Below are 17,263 nucleotides of genomic sequence, written 5' to 3'. Positions count from 1 at the left end.
TCGAAGCATCCCCGACGACGTGGAGACTCACATGCCAGGCGCCATCTATGCCGAAGGCCTGGTCAAGACCTTCGGTGACGTAAGGGCTCTGGACGGCGTCGACCTCGATGTCCCCGAGGGCACCGTCCTGGGCCTGCTCGGGCCGAACGGCGCGGGCAAGACGACGGCGGTCCGCTGCCTGACCACGCTGCTGCGGCCCGACAGCGGCAAGGCGGTCGTGGCCGGCCTCGACGTGCTCAAGCAGCCCAACGAGGTGCGGCGCTCCATCGGCCTGTCCGGCCAGTTCGCCGCGGTCGACGAATACCTCACCGGCCGAGAGAACCTTCAAATGGTCGGCCAGCTCTACCAGATGAGGGCCAAGGCCGCGAAGGCCCGGGCCGCCGAGCTGCTGGAGCAGTTCGACCTCGCGGACGCCGCCGACCGTCCCGCGAAGACCTACTCCGGAGGCATGCGCCGCCGGCTCGACCTGGCCGCCGCACTGGTGGTCTCGCCGCCGGTGATGTTCATGGACGAGCCGACGACCGGCCTCGACCCGCGCAACCGCCAGCTGCTGTGGGACGTCATCAAGCGGCTGGTCTCCGGTGGCACGACCCTGCTGCTGACCACGCAGTACCTGGAGGAGGCGGACCATCTCGCGCACGACATCGTGGTCGTCGACCACGGCCATGTCATCGCCCGCGGCACCTCCGACCAGCTCAAGGCCCGCACCGGCGGCGAGCGCGTCGAGGTCGTGGTGCACGAGCGCGAGCACATCGCCACCGCCGGCGAGGTCCTGACCGGCTTCGGCAAGGGGGAGCTCACCGTCGAGGAGCACACCCGCAAGCTCACCGTGCCCGTCAGCGGCGGCGCCAAGTTGCTGGCCGAGGTCATCCGGGAGCTGGACGTCCGCGGCATCGAGATAGACGACATCGGGCTGCGCCGCCCGACCCTCGACGACGTGTTCCTGTCCCTGACCGGACACGTGGCCGAGGCCGAGGAGAACGGCGAGTCCGGGAAGGCGGCAGCCAAGGACCGCCGGAACAAGAAGGAGGCAGCCAAGTGAGCGCCGTCACGGACGCCGTGCGGGTCGCACCGACCGGGAACCCCGTCAGCCAGTCGTTCCGCGACTCCATGGTCGTCGCGAAGCGCAATCTGATCCGGATGTCCCGCATCCCGGAAATGATCATCTACGGCCTGATCCAGCCGATCATGTTCGTGGTGCTGTTCACCTACGTCTTCGGTGGTTCCATGCAGATCGGCGGCAGCACCAGCGCCACCGACTACAAGAACTTCCTGATGGCGGGCATCTTCGCGCAGACCGTCACGTTCGCCACCGCCAGCTCCGGCGCGGGCATCGCCGACGACATGCACAAGGGCCTCATCGACCGCTTCCGCTCCCTGCCCATGGCGCGCGGCGCGGTCCTCACCGGCCGCACGCTCGCCGACTCGGTGCAGACGGCGCTCACCCTGGTCGTCCTCGCCCTGGTGGCCCTGCTGGTCGGCTGGCGCGTGGGGACGAACGGCGAGACGAACGCAGGGAAGGTGCTCGGCGCGTTCGGCCTGCTGCTCCTGCTCGGTTACGCCTTCACCTGGATCGGCGCCCTGATCGGCATGTCGGTCCGCACCCCCGAGGCGGCCACGTCCAGCGGGCTGATCTGGCTGTTCCCGGTGACGTTCATCTCGAACGCCTTCGTGGACACCAGCCACATGACCCCGTGGCTGCGCCACATCGCCGAGTGGAACCCCTTCAGCGCCACGGTGCAGGCCTGCCGTGTGCTGTTCGCGAACCCGGGCCAGTCGCCGTCGGACGCCTGGCCCATGGTGCACCCGGTGTGGGCCTCGCTGATCTACTCGGCCCTGATCATCGTCATCTTCAGGACGCTGTCGGTGCGCAAGTACCGCTCGGCGACCGCCTGAGCCTGGACACGACGAAGCCCCCGGTGTCGGCAGACACCGGGGGCTTCGTGCAGGACGTGCAGGTCTCGCCGGGCGGGGCCGGATCAGCCGTTGTAGGGCTCGGCCTTGAGGATCGTCACGGAAGCCCTCTTGCCGTTGGGCAGCTCGTACTCCGCGTCCTCGCCGACCTTGTGGCCGATCACGCCGGAGCCCAGCGGCGACTGCGGCGAGTAGGTCTCGATGTCGGAGCTCGCGTACTCGCGCGAGGCGAGCAGGAAGGTCATGGTGTCGTCCTCGTCGCCGTCGAAGGCGATCGTGACGACCATGCCGGGCGCCACCGCGCCGTCCGCGGATGCCGGAGCCTCGCCGACCTTGGCGTTCTCCAGGAGCTGGGTCAGCTGGCGCACACGGAGCTCCTGCTTGCCCTGCTCTTCCTTGGCCGCGTGGTACCCGCCGTTCTCCCGCAGGTCGCCCTCCTCGCGCGCGGCCGCGATCTTGGCGGCGATCTCCGTGCGCGCAGGACCAGACAGGTACTCCAGCTCGGCCTTGAGCTGGTTGTACGCCTCCTGGGTCAGCCAGGTGACGTTCTCGCTGGTCTGGGTCACAGGTGCTCCTCGTAGGTACTGGGAATACAAAGCATCGCCCTACCCAGAAGAATGTTCCTTCACGGAAGGGCGAAACCACGAGCCTAACAATTCCGTGGCCGAAGGGGGAGGACATAAGCCATCAGAAATACGTCAGTGCAGGTCAGCGAGTACGCATTTCGGCCAGGCGAGACCGGCGTCAGTCGGCGTGGCAGCCGAGCAGCTCCGCCGTGGTGCCCCGGGCCGTCGTACGGAGCGTGACGACCTTGTCGATGCGCGTGGCGTCCCCGCCGAAGCGGAAGTCGGCCCGGCCCACCTCGGAGCCGTCCGCGGCCTGCGAGCGCAGCGTGCAGTAGCCGCTGGTGCCGGCGTCCTTGTGGACCTCCAGATGCACGCTCACCGCGTTCTTCGTCGCGTCGAAGGTGATCACTTCGGCGCTGATCTTGCTCTGGGCGACGTAGTGATAGGCGAAATAGCCGACCAGGGCGAGCAGCACGGCGGCGAGGACGGCGCCGGCGACCTTGAGCTTGCGGTCGGCGCGCTCGTCCGAGGAGCGGCCGTAGCGGCCCTCGGGCAGCTGGGTGCTCGCCGTGCTCATGATCGTCCCCTCGGAAACCGGGTCCCGGAATTTTTCGCCCCCCGGTTCGGTCACTATAGAAGCCGCCGATCGCACCCGAAGACACCGGGGGCGCCGACTTACGAGGATTGAGTCTTGACTGACCAGCTGCGACTGATGGCCGTCCACGCCCACCCCGACGACGAGTCGAGCAAGGGCGCGGCGACCATGGCGAAGTACGTGTCCGAGGGGGTGGACGTGCTGGTCGTGACCTGCACCGGCGGGGAGCGCGGGTCCATCCTCAATCCGAAGCTGCAGGGCGACAAGTACATCGAGGAGCACATCCACGAGGTACGCAAGAAGGAGATGGACGAGGCCCGGGAGATCCTGGGCGTCAAGCAGGAGTGGCTCGGCTTCGTCGACTCGGGCCTGCCCGAGGGCGACCCGCTGCCCCCGCTGCCCGAGGGCTGCTTCGCGCTGGAGGACGTCGACAAGGCGGCCGGTGAGCTGGTGAAGCAGATCCGCTCGTTCCGCCCGCAGGTGATCACCACCTACGACGAGAACGGCGGCTACCCGCACCCCGACCACATCATGACCCACAAGATCTCGATGGTGGCCTTCGAGGGCGCGGCGGACGCCGAGAAGTACCCGGAGGCCGAGTACGGCCCGGCCTACCAGCCGCAGAAGCTCTACTACAACCAGGGCTTCAACCGCCCGCGTACCGAGGCCCTGCACCAGGCGCTGCTCGACCGGGGCCTGGAGTCGCCGTACGGGGACTGGCTCAAGCGCTGGAACGAGTCCGAGCGCGTCGAGCGCACGCTGACCACGCACATTCCGTGCGCCGACTTCTTCGAGATCCGCGACAAGGCCCTGATCGCGCACGCCACGCAGATCGACCCCGACGGCGGCTGGTTCAAGGTCCCGATGGAGGTCCAGAAGGAGGTCTGGCCGACGGAGGAGTACGAGCTCGCGAAGTCGCTCGTCGACAGCTCCCTCCCCGAGGACGACCTCTTCGCGGGCATCCGCGACAATGCCTGACATGAGCGCAAGCGTGAGCCTGGCAATGACGCACCTCGTCCCCCTGGCCAAGGAGGTCGACGAGAACAAGGTCACCCCTGGCGTCCTCGGCTTCATCGTGTTCGCCGCGATGGCCCTGGCGGTGTGGGCCCTGATGAAGTCCATGAACCGGCACATGGGCAAGGTCAAGTTCAAGGAGCAGGGCGAACGGGACGGCGAGTCGGCGCAGACCGCCGCCGACTCCCGGCCCCGCCAGGGCTGACGCCGAGTGGTGCGGGGGTGGCCCCCGGTCAGTGACTGGCCGGTACCGCCACCCCCATCACCTCCCGTGCATGGCGGCTGGGCACCATGCCCAGGCGCCAGCCCTGCCAGCCGTCCTCGAGGCTGATCCCGCGCTCCAGCAGCAGCTGGTACGCCTCCACGTAGTCGTCGAGCTTCTCGTCCCGCAGCGGGTGGGCCGTGCGGGAGAGCTGGCTCAGCTCCTCCTGGGCGACCGCCGTGCCGATCTCCACGCCGCCCGGGGCCGCGTAGGGCAGCAGGGTGCAGCGCAGGAAGCGGGCCCAGTCCTCGCCGCGCCGGTCGCCGTAGGACGTGAACAGGGCCACGGCCTCGTCGCACAGCGCCAGCGCCTGCTGCGTGCGCGCGTTGCCCCCGTCCACCACCGCCAGCTCCAGGCAGGTCCATGCCTCGCCGTGGGCCACGCCGATGCGCTGGAAGTCCGCCCGGGCGTCGACCAGGAGCTGGCGGGCGAAGCCGGAGTTCCGGAGCGAGCCCGTCTGCGCCGCCCGCTGGTCGCGGGTGACCCGGGCCGAGTGGTGCCGCGCGCAGGCCAGGCCGTAGACGTCGCGCATCCGGGAGAACATCGTCCGCGAGCGCTCCAGCTCGCGCACCGCGTGGTCGAGGTCGCCCGTCTCCTCCAGCGCCTGGCCGAGGTAGTAGACCGTCCAGGCCTCGCCGCGCGCGTCCTCGTTGTCGCGGTGCCTGGACGCTGCCTGGCGCAGGCCGTCGACCGCCGGTGACGCGTCGCCGGCGACGAGCCGGGCGCGGGCCAGCTGGGTGAGGGCCCAGGCCTCGCCGCGGGCGTCGCGGGTGCGGCCGTAGCGGTCCAGGGCGGCGTTCAGCTCCGACTCCGCGCGCGGGACGTCGCCCATCCGCAGCGAGAGCTGGCCGAGCTGGTAGTGGGCCCAGGCCTCGCCGTGCACGGACTCGCCGTCGTGGTGCAGCACCAGGGACTCGGTGAGCAGGTGCAGCGCCTCGGAGACATGGCCGCGGTCGCGCTCCACCGCGGCCAGGGCGTGCATCGTCCAGGCGCGGTCCGTCGCCAGCTCGGGGGCCGCCTGGAGGTCCAGCGCCTCGCGCAGCTTGCTCGCCGCCTCGGTGAGATTGCCCTGGTGGTGCAGGGTGATGCCCAGGGAGCACAGGGCGCGGGCCGCGCCCGCGTCGTGGTGGGCGTCCATGTAGAGATCGACCACCGAGGCCAGCGTCGCGCGCGCCTTGTCGAGCTCGCCCAGCTGGCGGGCCGCGATGCCCGTGCGCCACTGCACGGAGCGGACCAGCAGGCCCTGGTCGACGGCCTGCGCCAGCTCGCTGATCTCCCCCAGGCGGTAGAGGTCGCCGCGCAGCAGGCAGTAGTCGCACAGCGCGCCGAGGAGGTTCAGCACCGCGGCCTGGTTCACGCCCTCCGCGTGCCGCAGCGTGGAGGTGATGAAGCTCGACTCGTCGTCCAGCCAGCGCAGCGCCTCGTCCAGCGAGGTGAAGCCGTGCGGGCTGAAGCGGTCCGAGCGGGTCGACATGTTGCCGTCGACCAGGCGCAGCACCGAGTCGGCCAGATCGGCGTAGTTCACGATCAGGCGTTCCTGCGCGGCCGTGCGCTCCGCCGGCTCCTCCTCGTCCAGCAGGCGGGCGTGGGCGAAGGCGCGGACCAGGTCGTGCAGGCGGTAGCGGTTGCCGCGCACATGGTCGATCAGGCCCGCCCGGGACAGGGCCGTCAGATGGCGGGTCGCCTCCGACTCGTCCGTCGCCAGCAGGGAGGCGGCCGCCGCGGCGCCGAGGGAGGCGCGGCCGGCGAGGGCCAGCCGGCGCAGCAGCCTGCGGGCCGTCTGAGACTGGTCGGTGTAACGCAGCCACAGCGCGCGCTCGATCGGCCCCACCGGGCCGTACACCCCGAGATCGGTGGCCAGCTGGCGCGGTGAGCGCGGGCCGAGCGAGGAGCCGGCGACGGACAGCGCCAGCGGCAGCCCGCCGCACAACTCCCGGATCCGGTCGGCCGAATCGGCGTCGTACGGGCCGGTGCTGTCCTGTGCGGCCGCCTCCAGCAGCTCCTCGGCGCCCGCCGAATCCAGTGCCTCGACCGGGAGTTCGTGGAGGTGGGCCTGGAGGTCGGAGGGCAGGTCGAGGGGCCCGCGCGCGGTGACCAGGACCAGGCTGTCGGACCGCTCGGGGACGAGCGTGCGGACCTGCTCGGGGTCGGAGGCGTCGTCCAGGACGATCGTCACGGCCAGGCCGGTCAGATGCTGGTGGTACAGCTCGCTCAGCCGCTTGACCTGCTGGTCGGGGGAGGAGCGCTCGCGGAACAGCAGCTGTTCGCGCGGCGCGCCGAGCCGGTTGAGCAGGTGCAGCAGGGCGTCGCGGGTGGACAGCGGCGGCTCCTCCGGGTTGCCGCCGCGCAGGTCCACGACGCAGGCGCCACGGAAGTAGTCCTTGAGGTCGTGCGTGGCGCGCACCGCCAGGGTCGTCCGGCCGCTGCCGGGCGGTCCGTGCAGCACCACCACCGTCGGGCGGGTCTCCGTGCTCGCACGGGCCGCCTGCACCCACTGGCGGATCCGTGCCGTCTCCTGCCGCCGGCCCGCGAACGCGCCCGCCGGTTCGGGGAGTTGGCCGAAGGACTGCGCCAGCACGCTGCGCCCGCGGGCCGCCGCGCTCTTGTCCGTGCCGCGCAGCTTGGGACCGGTCTTCTTCGGGCCGGTGGACGCGGCGAGCACGCGCTGCTGGTCGAGGAACGGGCGGATGCCGCGCACCTCCAGCGCCGTCAGCCACTGGAGCCGCAGCTGCTCCGGTCCGCCCGGCTGGCTCGCGGCGCCGGCCCGGTGGTGCGCGGCGGGCAGATGCGAGCCGGCCACCTTGACCACGGTCGTCGCGGCGCCCACCACGCCCACGGTGACGCCGGCGCCGAGCGCCGTGCCCGTGCCGGTGCCGAGAGCCAGGTCGGCCACCGTCGCCGCGACGGCGGCAACGGCCGCCACCAGCAGGGGAGTTCCGGCCCCCTCCTGGGCGTATCTCTGGGCGAAGGTGAGCCGGCCGGCCTCCGTCTCGTCGACTGCGCGTGTGTAGGTCTCGTACTCCTCGGCGGCCGTCTGCGCCATCGCGTCGAGCGCACCGCGCGACCGTGACAGCAGCACCGCCCCGTCGGTCCGTCCGCCGGAGCGCCGTACTTCCTCCTCCACGGCCCGGGCCAACAGCCGTTCGGCATCCGCCCGATGGCTGTCCCGCATGTCACGTCCCCCTCCGGCGGCAACTCCTTTGGCTAAGAGTGTCCTTCGACTCGCGCCGGAGCGCGAGAGGGCAACGATCAACGGCGCCTGAAGGCTGCTCAGTTCAGGGAGCGGCGGTCGCCCACCGCGAGGAGCACGCAGACGCAGGCCAGCGCCCCCTCGCCCACCGCGCAGGCCAGGGCCTGGGCGAGATCGGCGCCCGGCTGCGCCGTCGTTATGTCGAACCACGCGTCCAGCACCGCGACGGCCGCCGTGGCCGAGGCCGTGAGGCGGACCCGCGGGTCGTCGCGCAGCCCCAGCACGGCGGTCGCCGCGCAGCCCGCCGCCATCAGGACGTCCAGGCCGGTCCAGGCCAGCGACCAGTTCCGCACCTCGGTGCTGGCCGGGAGGGTGAGGTCCAGCACCACCATCCACGGCACCAGCAGCACGGCCGCCGCGGCCAGCAGCGTCAGCGTCCACCTCCTCAGCAGTGCGGCCACCACGCCCACCAGGAGCAGGGTCCACAGCAGCAGCAGCTTCGCGTGGGGCTGCTTGCGCGGCGACCAGGCCGGCTTCGTCGAACTCATCGGGCTCCCCCTTCGAATGTCCCGTTCCTCCTCCACCGTAGATTGCAGAGAAAATTCTGCAAAGAAAATTCGGCAGACATCAGGGACGTCTCAGGGTTCTCAGGGTTACGGTGACCGCATGACCGACGGCCCGCCCGCCCCGACCGGCCCCCGCACGACCGGCCCCGACCCGGCCGCGGCCGACCTGACCAGCCTCGAGCGCACCGCCCTCTACAAATCCCTCGGCAACCCGATCCGCCGCCGGATCCTCGAATACCTGGGCCGGCACGGCGAGGCGAACTCCACCGTGCTGGCCAGGGAGCTGGGCGAGAGCTCCGGCACCACCAGCTACCACCTGCGCAAACTCGCCGAGCAGCGGCTCGTGGAGGAGATCCCGGAGAAGTCGGGCGGCCGGGAGCGCTGGTGGCGGGCGCTGCCGTTCAGCCACACCACACCCGACCCGGCGACCATGACGCCGGAGGAGTACGCGGCGGCCGAGCACCTCGCCCAGCTGAAGATCGACGTCGACACCGCGCTGTTCCGCCGCGCCCACCAGGAGTACCGCGGCCCGGACGGCTGGGCGCAGGTGCAGCGGCACGGCACCTGGATGACCCGGGACGAACTCCTGGCGTTCATGCGGGAGTACCACGCCCTGCTGGACCGCCACAGCCACTCCCGCGAGGAAGCACCCGAAGGGGCGCGCCCGGTCAACCTGCGTTTCTACGCGGTGCCCGAGCCCGTGGGAGAGTGGAACGGTGAACCGACTGGCCCATGAGACGTCCCCGTACCTCCTCCAGCACGCCGACAACCCCGTCGACTGGTGGCCCTGGTCGACCGAGGCCTTCGACGAGGCCCGCGCGGCGAACAAGCCCGTCCTGCTGAGCGTCGGATATTCGAGCTGCCACTGGTGTCACGTCATGGCCCACGAGTCCTTCGAGGACCGGGCCACCGCCGACTTCCTGAACGAACACTTCGTCAGCATCAAGGTCGACCGCGAGGAGCGCCCCGACGTCGACGCCGTCTACATGGAGGCCGTCCAGGCCGCCACCGGCCACGGCGGCTGGCCCATGACGGTCTTCCTCACCCCGGACGCCGAACCCTTCTACTTCGGCACGTACTTCCCGCCCGCCCCCCGTCACGGCATGCCGTCCTTCCAGCAGGTGCTGGAGGGCGTGCGCTCCGCGTGGTCCGACCGGCGGGGCGAGGTCACCGAGGTCGCCGAGAAGATCGTCAAGGACCTCGCCGGCCGGGAGATCTCCTACGGCGACGCGCAGGTCCCGGGCGAGGAGGAGCTCGCGCAGGCGCTGCTCGGCCTCACCCGCGAATACGACCCGCAGCGCGGCGGGTTCGGCGGCGCGCCCAAGTTCCCGCCGTCCATGGTGGTCGAGTTCCTGCTGCGCCACCACGCCAGGACCGGCGCCGAGGGCGCCCTGCAGATGGCCGCCGACACCTGCGAACGCATGGCCCGCGGCGGCATCTACGACCAGCTCGGCGGCGGCTTCGCCCGCTACTCCGTCGACCGCGACTGGGTCGTGCCGCACTTCGAGAAGATGCTCTACGACAACGCCCTGCTCTGCCGCGTCTACGCCCACCTCTGGCGTGCCACCGGCTCCGAGCTCGCCCGCCGCGTCGCGCTGGAGACCGCCGACTTCATGGTCCGCGAACTGCGCACGAACGAGGGCGGGTTCGCCTCCGCGCTGGACGCCGACAGCGACGACGGGACGGGCCGGCACGTCGAGGGCGCGTACTACGTGTGGACCCCGCAGCAGCTCGCCGAGGTCCTCGGCGGCCAGGACGCCGAACTCGCCGCCCACTACTTCGAGGTCACCGAGGACGGCACCTTCGAGAACGGCTCCTCCGTGCTGCAACTCCCGCAGCACGAGGGCGTGTTCGACGCGCGGAAGGTCGAGGACATCAAGGAGCGCCTGCTCCGGGCCCGCGGCGACCGTGCCGCCCCCGGCCGTGACGACAAGGTGGTCGCCGCCTGGAACGGCCTCGCGATCGCCGCACTCGCCGAGACCGGCGCCTACTTCGACCGCCCCGACCTGGTCGAGGCCGCGGTCGGCGCCGCCGATCTGCTCGTACGGCTGCATCTGGACGAGCAGGCCCGGCTCGCCCGCACCAGCAAGGACGGCCAGGTGGGCGCCAACGCGGGCGTGCTGGAGGACTACGCCGACGTCGCCGAAGGCTTCCTCGCGCTCGCGTCCGTCACCGGCGAGGGCGTCTGGCTGGAGTTCGCGGGCTTCCTCCTCGACCACGTCCTGGCCCGCTTCGTGGACCAGGAGAGCGGCAGCCTCTACGACACCGCCGCCGACGCCGAGAAGCTGATCCGCCGGCCGCAGGACCCCACCGACAACGCCACGCCGTCCGGCTGGTCCGCCGCCGCGGGCGCCCTGCTCGGCTATGCCGCGCACACGGGCTCCGAGGCCCATCGCACCGCCGCCGAGCGGGCGCTGGGCGTCGTCAAGGCGCTCGGCCCGCGCGTGCCGCGCTTCGTCGGCTGGGGCCTCGCGGTCGCGGAGGCGCTGCTCGACGGCCCGAAGGAGGTCGCGATCGTCGGCCCGGCCCAGGGCGACGAGGCGACGAAGGCCCTGCACCGCACGGCACTTCTGGGCACGGCGCCCGGCGCGGTGGTCGCCGCGGGGACGGCCGGCAGCGACGAGTTCCCGCTGCTCGCCGACCGCCCCCTGGTCGACGGGGCGCCCGCCGCGTACGTCTGCCGCGACTTCACCTGTGACGCCCCGACGACCGACCCGGACCGGCTGCGCGTGGCGTTGGGCGGCTGAAGCGGCGGCGGGGGGAAGGGGAGGTGGCGTGGCGCGCCGACTCGCGCCTGGTCGACGGGGCGCCGCCGCGTACGTCTGCCGCGACTTCACCTGTGACGCCCCGACGACCGACCCGGACCGGCTGCGCGTGGCGCTGAGCCGCTGAACCGGCTGCGGGGCAGAAGGCGTAGAGCCGGAGGAGTTGGTGTTGCGCTAGCCGGCGAACTCCTCCAGGGCGCGTTCCACGATGGCCTCCAGCTGTTCGTGGTGGGCGCCCTTCCAGTAGGCGCGGCCGCAGTCCCGGCACTGCGCGAAGACGTCGTAGGAACGGTGTGTCCCGCCGTGCAGCTGGTCCGCCACCTCCTCCTTGGTGGCGGACCTGAGCAGGCCGTTGCAGGCGGTGCACCGGGTCCAGGGCCGCAGCTCGGGCCGGAAGCGGTCGAGGATGTCGCGGAGCTGGTCCTCGGGCCGGGTGCTGTAGACGTACGCGCCGGACCACAGTTCGCGGCGGTGCAGCAGGCCCCGGTCGCGGCTGAGCATGACGCGCCGCTCGGCGGCCGAGAGGGCGGCGAGGGCCGGGTCGCCGATGTCCGTCGACTCGTACGCCGTGTCCACGCCGAGCAGGCGCAGCCGGCGGGCGAGCGTGCCGAGATGCACGTCGAGGAGGAAGCGGAGGGGGGCGCCCGGGACCCGCTGGGGACGCTCGACGGGCCGGACCTCGACGACGTCGCCGGCCCGGGGGACGTACGACGTGGGCACCTCGCCGCCGTTCACCCGCAGCGTGCCGACCTCGGTCAGCGGGACGCCGGTCGACTCGACCACGTGGCCGAGGCTCGAGACGCCGTCGGTGACGACGGGACGGGCGCCGCCGCGGCGCCCGCTCGCGACGAACAGGGCCAGGCCGGGGGCGAACTCGACGCTGATCTCGGGACCGTTCACCCGGTCAGGATGTCACGGGTGGGGGCGGCGGGCTCAGCGGTTTTCGGTGGGCAGGCCGCGCTCCAGGACGTCCAGGCCGCGATCCACGAGCTCGCTCAGGTCGCCCTCGAAGTCGTTCTCCGCCCAGTACATGGAGACCTCCATGAGGCCGCCGATGAAGGACATCGCGTAGACGCGGACCTCGAGGCTGTCGGGGTCCAGGCCGTGGCGCTCGGCGATGGCGTCGCGCAGCAGGCGTCCGGTCGCCGACATGCTCTCGACCATCCGGGAGCGGACGGCGGGCACCTGCACCGCGAGGTGGGCCCGCATCCGGGCCACCTCGGGCTCCTCGCGGTTGTTCGCCTCGATGGCCAGGCGCATCACGTGCCGCACCGAGTCCATCCACGACTCGCCGGCCGGCCGGGAGCGCAACTCCTCGGCCATCAGCTGGTCGTACTCGTCCGTGAGGACGATGTCCTCCTTGGCCGGGAAGTACCGGAAGACGGTCGACGGCGACACCTCCGCCCGCTCGGCGATCTGCTCGATCGTCGTGGCGTCGTACCCCTGCTCCTTGATCAGCGCGTACGTCGCCGCACGGATCGCCTCGCGCGTCTTGATCTTCTTTCGCTCGCGCAGGCCCAGTTGGGGGCGGTCGGCGGGGGAGAGGGGGGAACGTGCGGCCGTCATGGGGTTCATTGTCGGGCATCCGCCGCCGGCGCCACCATCTCGGGTCCGGCGTCCTGCGCGGTCCGCGCGGGCGCCGTCCTCGGCAGGAAGGCCGCCGCCAGCAGCGCGGCGACCAGGGCGGCGACGCCGCACACCAGCAGGACGACGCTCATGCCGTGGACGTACGCGCCGTTCGCGGAGGCGGCGAGGTGGGACGAGTGCACCCGGTCGGCGATCAGGTGCGCGGCGACCACGGAGTCCCCGGCGGTGTCGGCGGCCCGCGCGGGCAGTCCCGTGACATCGAGCCGGTCGCGGAAGATCCCGGCGAGCAGGCTGCCGAGCAGGGCGATGCCGATCGCGGCGCCGACCTGGCGCAGCGTCATGAGCAGGCCGGAGCCGCTGCCGGCCCGGTCGCGGGGGAGGGTGCCGAGGGCGCCGTCCATCGCGGGCACGACGGAGAAGCCGAAGCCGATGCCGGTGATGGACAGCCACAGCGCGACGAAGCCGTACCCGGAGCCGGCCGTCGTACGGCTGCCGAGCAGGGCGGCGAAGGCCAGCACCACCAGGCCGGCGCTCACCACGGCCCGCGCGCCGAACCGGGCGACGACCGGCTGGGCGCCGCGTGCGGCGATCATGAGGCCGCCCATCATCGGCAGCAGGCGCACACCGGTGCCGAGGGCGTCGTGGCCGAGGACGGCCTGGAGGTACGGGGGCAGCACGAACATCAGACCCGACAGCACGAACATCACCAGGGTCGCGGCGAGCGTGTTGAACAGGAAGCCGCGGTGGCCCAGCAGCGTCATGTCGAGCATGGGGCGCGCCACCCCCCGCTCGCGCACCACCAGCGCGGTGAGCAGCAGCACGGCCGCGGCGAACATCGCCGGCACCAGGGCGTCGCCCCAGCCGCGGTCGGGCGCCTCGATGATCGCGTAGACGAGGGCGCCGAGGCCGGTCGTGGTGAGCGCGGTGGACAGGGCGTCGACCTTCGGGGAGGCGGGATCGCGGGTCTCGGGGAGCAGGAAGACGCAGGCGGCGATACCGATCGCGGCCATCGGGACATTGACCAGGAAGACCGAGCCCCACCAGAAGTGGTTGAGCAGCCAGCCGCCGATGATCGGGCCGAGCGGCAGGCCGAGCGCGGAGGCGGCGGAGATGACGCCGACGGCCTTGGTGCGCTCGTCGGCGCCGAACAGCGAGGGCAGCACGGACAGGGCGAGCGGGGTGACCAGCGCGCCGCCGATGCCCATGACCGCCCGGGCCGCGACGACCCAGCTCACGTCCCCGGCCAGCGCGCCGACGAGCGAGCCGGCCAGGAAGACGCCGAGCCCGGCGATCAGCATCCGCCGGCGCCCGAACCGGTCGCCGAGCAGGCCCGCCGGGAGCATCAGGGCGGCGAAGACGACGACGTAGGCGTCCGCCATCCACTGCTGCTGGCCGGTGGTGGCGCCGAGCTCGGCGGCCATGGTCGGCAGCGCCACGTTCAGGATCGTCATGTCGAAGCCGAGCGTGAGCATGCTCGCGACCAGGGCGCCGAGGGCCCACCAGCGGCGGGGGTCCCGCCGCGTCTCGTCCGGGTGAGTGACAGTAGCCATGAAATGAGAGTAGCTCTCAAAATGTAGTGACTGTCAATCGGTTTCGGCATGCAAAAAGGGCCACGGCCGGTCGGCCGTGGCCCTGAGGGTGCAGCGCGGTGCTATCCGTGCTGGTAAGCGACCAGTGAGATCCCCACGTAGTGGACGACGAACGCGGCGAGCGTGAACGAGTGGAAGACCTCGTGGAAGCCGAACCAGCGCGGGGAGGGGTTCGGCCGCTTGATGCCGTAGATCACGCCGCCCGCGCTGTAGAGGAGGCCGCCGACGATCACCAGGACCAGCACCGCGATGCCACCCGTGCGCATGAAGTCGGGCAGGAAGAAGACGGCCGCCCAGCCCATCGCGATGTAGCAGGGGGTGTAGAGCCAGCGCGGGGCGCCGACCCAGAAGACCCGGAAGACGATCCCCGCCAGCGCCGCGCCCCAGATGCCCCACAGCAGCCACTGCCCCTTCGCGCCGGGCAGGAGCAGCATCGTCAGGGGGGTGTAGGTGCCCGCGATGATCAGGAAGATGTTGGCGTGGTCGAGACGGCGCAGGATGCCGTCCATACGCGGGCTCCAGTTGCCCCGGTGGTACAGGGCGCTCACGCCGAACAGCAGGCAGGCCGTCAGGACGTAGATCCCGCAGGCGATGCGTCCCCGGGGGGAGTCCGCGAGCGCGGTGAGCACCAGGCCCGAGACGAGGACGGCCGGAAACATGCCGAGGTGCAGCCAGCCGCGCAGTTTGGGTTTGATCGGCTCGGCGAGCTGCTGGGCGTGCTGCTTGATCTGGTGCGGCAGTGAGGGTCCGTCGGAACCGTGGCCGGCGGCCGGCGAGTCCGAGGGCGCGTCGGGGACGGGCGCTGTCATGCCCGGCATCGTACCTACGGAACCGTAAGTTGCAGATGAGTGCGGTCTGAGAACCGGCCAAGAGTGGCCATCGTCTCACGGGAGTTGGCCGTCCCGGTAACGCGCAAAGAAACAGTCACTTGAACGCCAGGTGCACGCAAATAAACGCGTCGTACGCGAATGGCACGTGACGATCCCCACTCCGCTCACCTGTGAGGCCCTCTGGACATATGGGCACTCGCGTCGGATGATCAAATGAGTGCGGTCGGCACCGGATGAGCGCTGAAGATCCAGCCACGAAGCATCCGGGCCGCAGCCCCCACGGGGCCTCCAAATCAACAAATCCCTCATTTAGGAGCAATCGTGGCGCGCGACAACGCGGCTCCCACCGTCGTTCCCACCAACCACAAGGAACTGATCTCGTGGGTCAACGAGATCGCCGAACTGACCCAACCGGACAACGTGGTCTGGTGTGACGGATCCGAGGCCGAGTACGAGCGGCTGTGCGAAGAGCTCGTCGCGAAGGGCACCTTCAAGAAGCTCGACCCGATCAAGCGCCCCAACTCCTACTACGCGGCCTCCGACCCGACCGACGTCGCGCGCGTCGAGGACCGGACGTTCATCTGCTCCGAGAAGGAGGAGGACGCGGGCCCGACCAACCACTGGAAGGCCCCCGCCGAGATGCGGGAGATCTTCCAGGGCGAGCAGGGCGTCTTCCGCGGCTCGATGAAGGGCCGGACGATGTACGTCGTCCCGTTCTGCATGGGTCCGCTGGGCTCCGACCTCTCCGCGATCGGCGTCGAGATCACCGACTCCGCGTACGTCGCGGTGTCGATGCGCACGATGACGCGCATGGGCCGGCCGGTCCTCGACGAGCTCGGTTCCGACGGCTTCTTCGTCAAGGCCGTCCACACCCTCGGCGCCCCGCTCGCCGAGGGCGAGCAGGACGTCCCGTGGCCGTGCAACTCCACCAAGTACATCTCGCACTTCCCCGAGGACCGCGAGATCTGGTCCTACGGCTCCGGCTACGGCGGCAACGCCCTGCTCGGCAAGAAGTGCTACGCCCTGCGCATCGCCTCGGTGATGGCCCGTGACGAGGGCTGGCTGGCCGAGCACATGCTGATCCTCAAACTCACCCCGCCGCAGGGGGCGTCGAAGTACGTGGCCGCGGCCTTCCCGTCCGCGTGCGGCAAGACCAACCTCGCCATGCTGGAGCCCACGATCTCCGGCTGGACGGTCGAGACGATCGGCGACGACATCGCCTGGATGCGCTTCGGCGAGGACGGCCGCCTCTACGCCATCAACCCCGAGGCCGGCTTCTTCGGCGTCGCGCCCGGCACCGGTGAGCACACCAACGCCAACGCGATGAAGACGCTGTGGGGCAACTCCGTCTTCACCAACGTCGCGCTCACCGACGACAACGACGTGTGGTGGGAGGGCATGACGGAGGAGACTCCGGCCCACCTGACGGACTGGAAGGGCAACGACTGGACGCCGGCCTCCGAGACCCCGGCCGCGCACCCCAACGCCCGCTTCACCACGCCCGCCGCGCAGTGCCCGATCATCGCGCCCGAGTGGGAGGACCCGAAGGGCGTGCCGATCTCGGCGATCCTCTTCGGCGGCCGCCGCGCCACCGCGGTCCCGCTGGTGACGGAGTCCTTCGACTGGAACCACGGCGTCTTCCTCGGTGCGAACGTCGCCTCCGAGAAGACCGCCGCCGCCGAGGGCAAGGTCGGCGAGCTGCGCCGCGACCCCTTCGCCATGCTGCCGTTCTGCGGTTACAACATGGGCGACTACATGGGCCACTGGGTCGACGTCGCCAAGGGCAGGGACCAGGCGAAGCTGCCGAAGATCTACTACGTCAACTGGTTCCGCAAGAACGACGAGGGCAAGTTCGTCTGGCCCGGCTTCGGCGAGAACAGCCGTGTCCTGAAGTGGATCGTCGACCGCCTCGACGGCAAGGCCGAGGGCGTCGAGAGCCCGATCGGCATCCTGCCGACGCGGGACGCCCTCGACACGAACGGCCTCGAACTGTCCGACTCCGACCTGGACTTCCTGCTCACGGTCGACAAGGAGGTCTGGCGCGAGGAGGCCGCCCTGGTCCCCGAGCACCTCAACACCTTCGGCGACCACACCCCGAAGGAGCTGTGGGACCAGTACCGCGCGCTCGTGCAGCGCCTGGGCTGAGCCCGCTCCCCGAGGAAAGCTCCGCGGCCGGCACGGATGTGCCCTGACCAGTGATCGTCACGGCCGGCCGCGGTGACAGCCGGTGAGGCTCCGCACAACGGCGTGCGAAGCCGGGTCCTGGCGCCGGGGGGCCCGCTTTCCACACCGCGGGGGGGAGGAAGGAGGCAAGCGGGAGGAAACAAGGGACGGTGTCCCCCTCTCCCCCCCCCCCCCCGGAGGGGGGGGAAACGGACCTCCCAC

At 71.2% G+C, this 17,263-nt stretch carries 15 protein-coding genes; 7 read left to right on the top strand and 8 right to left on the bottom strand.

Features of this window, described 5'->3' with window-relative positions; translation table 11 throughout:
• The first annotated feature begins 31 nt into the window (after nt 1-31).
• Complete coding sequence (locus tag ACFU97_RS05080; RefSeq protein WP_384251010.1) at nt 32-1,042, top strand: ATP-binding cassette domain-containing protein; 1,011 nt, start codon at nt 32-34, stop codon at nt 1,040-1,042.
• Nucleotides 1,039-1,896: an ABC transporter permease gene (locus ACFU97_RS05075; RefSeq protein WP_384251007.1), complete on the top strand. Its 858-nt coding sequence runs from the start codon at nt 1,039-1,041 to the stop codon at nt 1,894-1,896. The genes ACFU97_RS05080 and ACFU97_RS05075 overlap by 4 nt, the downstream gene beginning before the upstream one ends.
• An 83-nt stretch (nt 1,897-1,979) precedes the next feature.
• Here the strand turns inward: ACFU97_RS05075 and greA are convergent, their stop codons facing one another.
• Nucleotides 1,980-2,480 carry a transcription elongation factor GreA gene (greA, locus tag ACFU97_RS05070; protein ID WP_384251005.1) on the bottom strand — a complete coding sequence of 167 codons (501 nt, stop codon included), beginning with the start codon at nt 2,478-2,480 and terminating at the stop codon, nt 1,980-1,982.
• 178 nt (nt 2,481-2,658) lie between these two features.
• On the bottom strand, nt 2,659-3,057 hold the full coding sequence (locus ACFU97_RS05065) for a DUF4307 domain-containing protein (RefSeq protein ID WP_384251003.1): 399 nt from the start codon (nt 3,055-3,057) through the stop codon (nt 2,659-2,661).
• 135 nt (nt 3,058-3,192) lie between these two features.
• Between ACFU97_RS05065 and mca the strand changes: the two genes are divergently transcribed.
• Nucleotides 3,193-4,053 carry a mycothiol conjugate amidase Mca gene (gene mca / locus ACFU97_RS05060; protein WP_384251136.1) on the top strand — a complete coding sequence of 287 codons (861 nt, stop codon included), beginning with the start codon at nt 3,193-3,195 and terminating at the stop codon, nt 4,051-4,053.
• Entirely contained in the window at nt 4,046-4,294 is a 249-nt protein-coding gene (locus tag ACFU97_RS05055; RefSeq protein ID WP_384251001.1) for a hypothetical protein, read from the top strand. Before mca ends, ACFU97_RS05055 begins: the two co-directional genes overlap by 8 nt.
• Before the next feature lie 28 nt (nt 4,295-4,322).
• On the opposite strand, the gene ACFU97_RS05050 is transcribed toward ACFU97_RS05055, so the two are convergent.
• Complete coding sequence (locus ACFU97_RS05050) at nt 4,323-7,523, bottom strand: NB-ARC domain-containing protein (RefSeq protein ID WP_384250998.1); 3,201 nt, start codon at nt 7,521-7,523, stop codon at nt 4,323-4,325.
• Nucleotides 7,524-7,621: 98 nt separating this feature from the next.
• Nucleotides 7,622-8,089, bottom strand: a complete 468-nt coding sequence (locus tag ACFU97_RS05045; RefSeq protein WP_384250996.1) for a hypothetical protein — start codon at nt 8,087-8,089, stop codon at nt 7,622-7,624.
• 118 nt (nt 8,090-8,207) lie between these two features.
• On the opposite strand from ACFU97_RS05045, the gene ACFU97_RS05040 reads away from it, so the two are divergent.
• Both ACFU97_RS05040 and ACFU97_RS05035 read left to right on the top strand, forming a co-directional pair.
• Nucleotides 8,208-8,843, top strand: a complete 636-nt coding sequence (locus tag ACFU97_RS05040) for an ArsR/SmtB family transcription factor (protein ID WP_384250994.1) — start codon at nt 8,208-8,210, stop codon at nt 8,841-8,843.
• Nucleotides 8,824-10,854 (top strand): thioredoxin domain-containing protein, encoded by a 2,031-nt coding sequence (locus tag ACFU97_RS05035; RefSeq protein ID WP_384250992.1) that lies wholly within the window; start codon nt 8,824-8,826, stop codon nt 10,852-10,854. The genes ACFU97_RS05040 and ACFU97_RS05035 overlap by 20 nt, the downstream gene beginning before the upstream one ends.
• Before the next feature lie 192 nt (nt 10,855-11,046).
• Here the strand turns inward: ACFU97_RS05035 and ACFU97_RS05030 are convergent, their stop codons facing one another.
• From ACFU97_RS05030 to ACFU97_RS05015, 4 genes are all read right to left on the bottom strand, one after another.
• Nucleotides 11,047-11,772 (bottom strand): Mut7-C RNAse domain-containing protein, encoded by a 726-nt coding sequence (locus ACFU97_RS05030; RefSeq protein WP_384250990.1) that lies wholly within the window; start codon nt 11,770-11,772, stop codon nt 11,047-11,049.
• 33 nt (nt 11,773-11,805) lie between these two features.
• Complete coding sequence (locus ACFU97_RS05025) at nt 11,806-12,447, bottom strand: TetR/AcrR family transcriptional regulator (protein WP_384250987.1); 642 nt, start codon at nt 12,445-12,447, stop codon at nt 11,806-11,808.
• Complete coding sequence (locus tag ACFU97_RS05020) at nt 12,444-14,009, bottom strand: MFS transporter (protein WP_384250985.1); 1,566 nt, start codon at nt 14,007-14,009, stop codon at nt 12,444-12,446. Before ACFU97_RS05020 ends, ACFU97_RS05025 begins: the two co-directional genes overlap by 4 nt.
• 101 nt (nt 14,010-14,110) lie before the next feature.
• Entirely contained in the window at nt 14,111-14,857 is a 747-nt protein-coding gene (locus ACFU97_RS05015; protein ID WP_384250982.1) for a hemolysin III family protein, read from the bottom strand.
• Nucleotides 14,858-15,199: 342 nt separating this feature from the next.
• On the opposite strand from ACFU97_RS05015, the gene ACFU97_RS05010 reads away from it, so the two are divergent.
• Complete coding sequence (locus ACFU97_RS05010; RefSeq protein ID WP_384250979.1) at nt 15,200-17,023, top strand: phosphoenolpyruvate carboxykinase (GTP); 1,824 nt, start codon at nt 15,200-15,202, stop codon at nt 17,021-17,023.
• Nucleotides 17,024-17,263: the final 240 nt, after the last annotated feature.

The organism is Streptomyces sp. NPDC057616 (assembly GCF_042800575.1).
Classification (GTDB): Bacteria; Actinomycetota; Actinomycetes; order Streptomycetales; family Streptomycetaceae; genus Streptomyces.
The sequence above is the reverse complement of the archived record's forward strand: the minus strand, read 5'-3'. Positions and strand labels throughout refer to the sequence as shown.